General features: G+C 33.4%; 5 protein-coding genes, 1 tRNA gene and 2 pseudogenes. All 8 read right to left on the reverse strand.

Annotated elements, in window-relative coordinates; all coding sequences use genetic code 11:
• A partial coding sequence (locus tag ACT8VG_RS05020) for a BMP family ABC transporter substrate-binding protein (RefSeq protein ID WP_444195327.1) occupies window positions 1-434 on the reverse strand: 434 nt, incomplete at its 3' end.
• A 95-nt stretch (window positions 435-529) separates the two neighbouring features.
• Entirely contained in the window at window positions 530-2,761 is a 2,232-nt protein-coding gene (locus tag ACT8VG_RS05025; RefSeq protein WP_432269360.1) for a DNA translocase FtsK, read from the reverse strand.
• Window positions 2,762-2,807: 46 nt separating this feature from the next.
• Entirely contained in the window at window positions 2,808-4,505 is a 1,698-nt protein-coding gene (locus ACT8VG_RS05030) for a ribonuclease J (RefSeq protein WP_444195328.1), read from the reverse strand.
• A gap of 595 nt (window positions 4,506-5,100) precedes the next feature.
• Entirely contained in the window at window positions 5,101-5,358 is a 258-nt protein-coding gene (locus ACT8VG_RS05035; protein WP_117457999.1) for a DUF3592 domain-containing protein, read from the reverse strand.
• Window positions 5,359-5,363: 5 nt separating this feature from the next.
• A complete protein-coding gene (locus ACT8VG_RS05040; protein ID WP_117457998.1) occupies window positions 5,364-5,858 on the reverse strand; it encodes a hypothetical protein in 495 nt (164 codons plus the stop codon).
• Between the two features lie 149 nt (window positions 5,859-6,007).
• Window positions 6,008-6,084, reverse strand: a tRNA-Arg gene (locus tag ACT8VG_RS05045).
• Between the two features lie 127 nt (window positions 6,085-6,211).
• Window positions 6,212-6,985 (reverse strand): annotated as a pseudogene (locus ACT8VG_RS05050) (histidinol-phosphatase HisJ family protein); the annotation flags it as partial.
• A 199-nt stretch (window positions 6,986-7,184) separates the two neighbouring features.
• Window positions 7,185-7,896: pseudogene (locus tag ACT8VG_RS05055) on the reverse strand (hypothetical protein); the annotation flags it as partial.

Consider the following 7,896-nt stretch of genomic DNA (forward strand, 5'->3'; position numbering starts at 1 on the left):
TCTTTATAAGTTGCGCAGTAAACATTATCTGCAACATCTACAGCGTTATCTTTTTCATCAGTAGGTGTGAAGTCGATCGCAACGAACTTAACACCCTTGTATTTTTCTTGATTCTGGATTGTACCTAATGCAGCAGCAAATTTGAAACCTGGTAAAACAACGACTTTTGCACCATTGTCAACAGCGTTCTTGATCTGATCCTTATAACCAGCAGTATCGAATGAAGCAGGTTTATAATACTTATAACCCTTATCATTTTTAGTTCCATACTCTTTTACTGCTTCCCATGCTGACTGGTTGAACGACTTATCGTTAATTCCTCCTGAGTCAGTAATCAAAGCGATTTCTGGTTTTTTTGTGTCCTTTTTAGAACTAGAACCGCAGCCAACGAGTACCATTGAAAGTACTACAGCAGATGCCATAAGCTTTTTCATATTATTCAATTCCTCCTTTTGATATACATTAATTTTAACACTTTATTGCTACTTTATAAAGTGTTAACGCTTAAATAATCAAAAAAGAAGATATCTTAAATATCTTCTTCACTATAACCTCGAATATAAACTTCTCTTGGTTTAGAACCTATCTGTGGGCCAATAACACCATTTTGTTCTAACTGATCCATGATACGAGCTGCTTTATTGTAGCCAATTCTGAATCTTCTTTGTAATAAAGAAGTACTTGCACGTTGTTCTTTAATGACAAATTCACGGCATTCTTCATATTCTTCTTCTGTATCATCTAAAGAATCATTGACTGAAGAGCTGCCATTTGATACTTCTTTCGCATTGACATAATTATCATCATAATTTGCATCCATCTGTTTAGAAACAAACTCTACAACACGACTTACTTCTTCATCTGCCACAAATGCACCTTGTACACGTACTGGTGAGCTAGAACCCATTGGACTAAAGAGCATATCCCCTTTTCCAAGTAGTTTTTCAGCCCCTGTTGCATCTAATATAGTACGTGAGTCAACACTTGAAGATACTGCAAAGGCAATACGTGATGGAATATTAGCTTTGATAACACCAGTAATAATATCAGTAGATGGTCTTTGTGTTGCGACAATAAGATGAATACCTGCCGCACGTGCCATCTGTGAAATACGCATAATACAGTCTTCTACTGTTTTAGAAGCGACCATCATTAAATCAGCAACTTCATCTAAGATAACAACATGATAAGGCATGATTTCTTTTTTATCTTCATCATTAGCCTTTTCATTGAACGTTCTTGCATAAATATTATAGGATTCCATATTACGCTGTCCATTATCAGCAAAGACTTCATAACGTCTTTCCATTTCTGCAACAACCTGCTGTAATACACCTGCTGCTTTTTTAGGATCAGTGACAACAGGAGATAATAAATGAGGTACGCCATTATAGTTAGATAATTCAACCTTCTTAGGGTCAACCAGAATAAGTCTTACCTCATCTGGTGTTGCTTTCATAAGAATAGAAGTAATAATAGAGTTCACACAGACTGATTTACCTGAACCAGTCGCCCCTGCAATAAGTAAATGAGGCATCTTATTGAGTTCTGCGACAATAAGATTACCAGATACATCTTTACCTAGTGGAACAGCTAACTTGTTATCCCATGTATGATCACGCATAGAAAGCTGATAAACTTCATTAAATGGGACCATAGCGGCTGTCTTATTAGGCACTTCAATACCTACATAAGGTTTACCTGGAATAGGCGCTTCAATTCTAATTTCTTTGGCAGCTAATGCAAGCTGAATATCATCCTGCAACTGCAAGATACGATTAACTCGTGTACCTGCTTCTAGCTTAATTTCAAATTTAGTAACTGTAGGTCCAATATAGAGATGGACTACATTCGCATTGACACCAAATTCTTCAAACATGTTTTCAAGAATCTTTCCTGTACTTTTAGCATGTTTGGCTTCTTCTGATAAGTTACCTGTATTACGAATAGGATTTAATAAATCAAATGAAGGAAGCTGATAAACACCATCCTTGTATTCCATCTTTTTAGGTTTCTTCTTTTCAATATCTAAACGCATACTCTTTTGATTAAAAGTAAGATCTATATCAGGTTCCTTTAAAGGTTCTTTCTCTTCAAATACTTTATCAGGGAAGAATCCCTTTTCTTTTTGCTTAGGTGCAAAGAAATCCTTTACTTTAGATGTTTCTTTCTTGTTTTCAAATACTTTTACTGCATCCTGTGCTTCTTTTTCATTCTGCTTGATCTTATATTGATGAATATACTTACTAGAGAATAATGCAAGACCAGCTAGTAGTAAGATAATACCAAAAATAAGCGTTCCAATAGGAGAAAATAAAGCACTTAGTGGTGCATATAATAATGAACCTATCAAACCACCGTTTGTAACACCATCATGTTTTATATAGTTATTCATACTACCTGTAGAATGCATATTACCTGCATACGTACAAATAAGTAAGATACCAATAATCATCATAACAAGCCCTATAGCTTGTGGTCCTTTCCATTGAGGTGCTTCTCCCTTTATTACAAAATAAGCAGATATAATAGAGAGTATAATAAGAATTGGATAAATCATCATACTACCAAAAATATAAACCATGAGTGTATGGAAGAATCCCCCTACTATTCCTAATTGACATATACTAATAAAGAATATAAACAATAAGAATAAGGCGATGAGTCTTACTTTGATCTTGTTAGATTTAGGTTCTTCTTGTTTTTTTGGCTGTTTGGATACAGGTGCTTTTTTAGGTTTCTTTGTTTTCTTTTCAGCCATGTTTTCACTTCCTTTCGTAGTTTTAAAAAGCAGGAATAAATCCTGCTTATATTTCTACTACAACACCAATGAATACAGGTTTCTTACCTGTTTCTTTCATAATATAACGCATAGATAATTCTTTCATCTCATTACGTATATCTTGAACATCCATTTGAGGATCATCCTTTAACTTAGAAACAACACCCTCACAGATATTAATAATTTCTTTAATGACATAACCAGAATCTTTTAAATAAACAAATCCACGTGTCTGACAGTCTGTCTGGGCAATGAATTCTTTAGTACGTGAATCAATAGTGACACCTACTACTACAATTCCGTCATTAGATAACTGGATACGGTCATCAATAACCTTTTCTCCAACATCACCTACACCAATACCATCAATCATGACATCTTCGATTTCAATGACTTCACGATTTTCATCTAACTGTCCATTTTCAAAAGTACACTTTTCACCATTATCTAATATTACGATATGATCATTATCAATGCCCATTTCATTAGCAATATGTGCATTAGCTACAAAACGACGATATTCACCTTTGATTGGAACATAGTACTTAGGATTAAATAACTGAATAAATACTTTGATATCTTCGATAGAAGCATGCATTGATGGTAATTCTTTATTTTTAAGAATATGAACATCAGCAGGAGTTCTAAATAAATCATTCTGTGCTTTATTCGCAATTTTTTCAGTACCTGGAAGTACTGGAGAAGCAACAATAAATGTGTCCCCTTCTCTGATTTTTAATAGTTCATCCCCACCATCTAAAATATCACAAATATCATTATAGATTGTATTAGGTGCACCACTTAATAAAATAACATAGTTAGAATCCTTTGCTGGAATACCTATATTTTCTTTCTTACCTAGATATTTACTTGGCACAGTAATAACTGGTTCACGTGTTGTCTTTTCTAAACGAATAATGCTATTTGTCTGATCATACTTATCACGACCATAGAAGACAATCTGACGATGATATTTCTTAGTAAGTTCTACAATTTCTTTTGTTCTAAAGACGTTTTGGGCATAAGAAGAAATAATAATTCTACCAGATGCATCTTCAAACATAGATTCAATCTTATTTGTAAGCTTATGATTTGGAGAAGTATAACCAGGATTACTTGCACCTGATGATTCAACCATTAAGGCAAGAACGCCCTTCTTCCCAATTTCCATCATCTTCTGGATATTACATCTAAATCCTTCAGGAGAACCAAAGTCAATAATGAACTCTCCACCATATACAACATATCCATCAGGAGTCCAGATGGCTACACCAACACTTCCAGGAATAGAATGTGTTTCAGGGAAGAATTCTACTGGAATACCAGCAATCTTAATAGATTCATCACGTTTTACACGAATGAGTTCCATATGAAGATTTTTTTTCTGATGTCTTTGATAATGATCAATCATCATTTCAATGAGGTCTGCAGTTAAATTAGGCGCATATACAGGAACACCCTGAATAGCATTTAATAAATAAGGTAATGCCGCCATAACATCATTATGTCCATGAGTGATAATGATGGCGACAATATCCTTCTTTCTTTCAATTAAATAATCAAAACTTGGAATGATGATATCAACACCAAGCTTATCTAAATCCGGAAAACGATAACCTGCATCTATGATGAAAATCTTTCCGTTTACTTCTATACTGTACATACTCTTGCCTACTTCGGCTTGTCCACCTAGAGGCATGATTTTAACATTATTGTGTTTCATAATACTCCTTTCAATATGTTCAACCTATCACATTTAATATATTTTAGCATATCTTTCTATTCTTCTCAAATAGAAGCGGTTATAATGAAGCAGGAGGTTTTTATGGTACATATCATTTTTCTTACAATATTGGCATATTTTGCATCCAGACTCAGTTTAATACATAATAATTTATCTGGAGTTATGAGCATGCCACAATATCATTATCCAATGCAGTGTTTCTTCTTTGTGTTTTTAATCTATTACTGGTATCAGTTATACCAAATCACAAAACGTAAAGCACTTGTCCATATATCAGGTCTATGTCTTCTTATAAGTCTTTTTATGCCTTTTAAAAGATCAAGTCATGACTTCTTTTCAGAATGTCATACTTATATAGGTTTTATTGGAATTGTATTCATAGTCATTACTCTTGCAATGTTTCTCTATGATTTACATCAAACTCATACTTACTTAGCCTATAAGCTCCTGCAGCTATTGATATCATTATGTCTTATGTTAACGACTGTATTATACTTTCTTGCAGATATTACAGGCTTGTTTGAATGGCTATGCTTTCTATCCTTTATCATTTTCCTAGAAACTTATAAACATTCTATCTCGCATTATCTTTAAGATAAGCAGTACTTGGATGTTTTTCATCATAATAGACAGTGACTTCCTGTCCTACTCTTAAAGTACCTAACACAGGTACTTTTCTTTTAGACTTAAATAATAGTAATTGTCTTGCTGGCTTTAATACAGCTTCTTCTTTAAATGAATAAACGTGATGATCAACTATATACTTTACAGTCAATGTAATCACCTGACCAGTATTCACTATATTAATAATTGAACCTGTTGTTTCTGTCATACAAATCACCCTGCTTTCGTTGGTATTATAGCACGATTTGAGTCATTCTTATTACTATAAGATACATTTTTTAATAAGGGATTTTCAGTTACTTCAAACATCTTCTTAATAATATCCTCCTGGATATTACATTCATCAATCATTTCTGTATTCTTGATAAGTATTGCAGCACTTTTAGTAGGAATAGTTACAAGCTGGGCAAGTTCTTTCTGAGTCACTCTACGCTTGCTTGTAAGACATAGATAAAGTCCTAAGACAAGAGAATTAGGATTATCAAGACATTCTGATAAAACAGTATGTGCCAGTAAATCTTCTTTATGTCCGCAATGAGCACAGATGAAACATCTATTTTCCTCATCATAAATATAATGAGAACTACCACATTCTTCACAAGCAAATCCTTGGGGCCATTTGATATTATAGAAGAAACGGATTCCTGCAAGAGAATCATTCATATAGATATTCATTAAACGATATAAAGAGTAATTATTTTTATTCATATTTATCACCAAAACCTTTCTACATCTATGATTATAAAGGATTTAGAAATATAATGCGTTGAAGTATTTGCTCATAATGCCTATTTATAGGCGCTTTAAATATTTTTTTAATATAAAAAAACCTCGGATTAACCGAGGTGATTTTCAGATGGCGTCCACGAGGGGATTCGAACCCATGACCGCACGCTTAGAAGGCGTGTGCTCTATCCAGCTGAGCTACGTAGACATCTCTCTTGACTGCTCATGTATAATAACATGCCAAGAGATGTATTGCAAGTGCTTTTTTACATAAAAATACACATTATTTACACAAAAAAATGAAAAAATGTGTATTGTTCAATATAATTTAAATATCACAAATTATGAAACTCAGGAATCATTTTATTATATGTACAGTACTGTTTAAACCCTAATGCTTTTAACTGCTTTTTAGTATCTTCTATATAGGCACCTAAATGATCTTCTTGATGACTATCACTCCCTATTGTGATAATAGTACCACCAAGTTCTAAATAAAGTTTAAGTATATCTTTAGAAGGCATTAAATCATCTAGTTTATAGCGTACTGATGATGTATTGATTTCAATTCCCTTGCCATCTTTGATGACGATTTTTAGAATATCAGTAATGATATCCTTATGCTTATTAAAGCTATCATAGCCATCATGATCATCATAACGCTTCATGAGATCCATATGACCTAGAACACTATAATTCTTATAGTTCTTTACTACATCATATAATTCCTGGTAGTATCGTGTATAATATTCTTCTTCTGTTCTCCCTTTTTGATAATCTCCTGTCCAGAATTCTAAATCATCTACCTGATGAATAGAAAGGATAATAAAATCAAAGGGATAAGCTTTAAATAATGCTTCATATTGGTTAATTGTATGTACCTGGATACCAAATTCTAATCCTAGCTTTAGTGTAATTTTATCTTTATACTTTTCTTTTACATACAGATATTCCTTATAATACTTAGGATAATCAACATTGGTTATGGGTTGTCCATTGAGATATACAGGACCAAGAGGATCATCCACATCTCTTTTAATGCCATCCTTTACAACTTCTTCCATTTCATAAACAGAATCATCACTATAGATAGTATGTACATGATAATCACCTGACTACTCCCACGGGCAAGCCCGTGGGGTTCTGATTGCCAAGTGTAGCTTGTAATCGTACATCATTTTCAGACTTTGGAGTTACAAGTGTAAATCTATTTGAATCAGAACTTTCATTACCAAGCAGTCCAGTGACCACATTAACGGTAAATTTCTACTTTCGTAAGGAAGTATAGTCAATCTCCCTGAATATATTTTACGCTATCTTAATTCCGCTATTTAATACCTTGATCTCGTTAACCTTAATCCATTCGATTAGGGCTTTTTCTTTGCTGTAACACTTATAAAATTCAGAAATACATTTGTTTTTATCTATATCTTTGGTTCTGTAATCGTAACAATATAATAGGAATGATGAATACCAGTCTCTTTGTACCTCTGTACCATCTTGCAGCTTATATATTCGGTCAGATAGTTTCTTTTTAATATAGTCATCAACAGTATGATCATATTGACTTGCTCTGTAATCATTAGATACTTCAATATATATACCACCTGATACCTTGAATTTCTGTTCTACAGTAGCTTGAAACCCAGAAGGGCATCTATTCTTTATAGACCTGCCAAAACGCTTTTTCCTATTAAACTTGCCTTTGCTATTGACCGTAGTTTCTTTAGCTCGTCTCATAAGTTTGCCTGCATTTTTAGGTTCAGTGAAAAATATATCTCCAAGACTTCTTAAATGGTTAGCGTCTTCATTTATTGCAAGCTGTCTGTTTATGGCATTGATGCGACATAATTCGGAGTGCTTTGTTTTCAGCTTCTTATAATGATTAGAATATCTCCATGTCTTACAACCTTTTTTAACAGTACCATCATCATTATAATTCTGCGGATTAGTTTCACGTCTTGACCTGTCCATAGCACGGTAAAGCAGACGTTCTTTTCTCTCAGAAGTCTGAATACTG

Source organism: Catenibacterium sp. (genome assembly GCF_052354645.1).
GTDB lineage: Bacteria > Bacillota_I > Bacilli_A > Erysipelotrichales > Coprobacillaceae > Catenibacterium > Catenibacterium mitsuoka_A.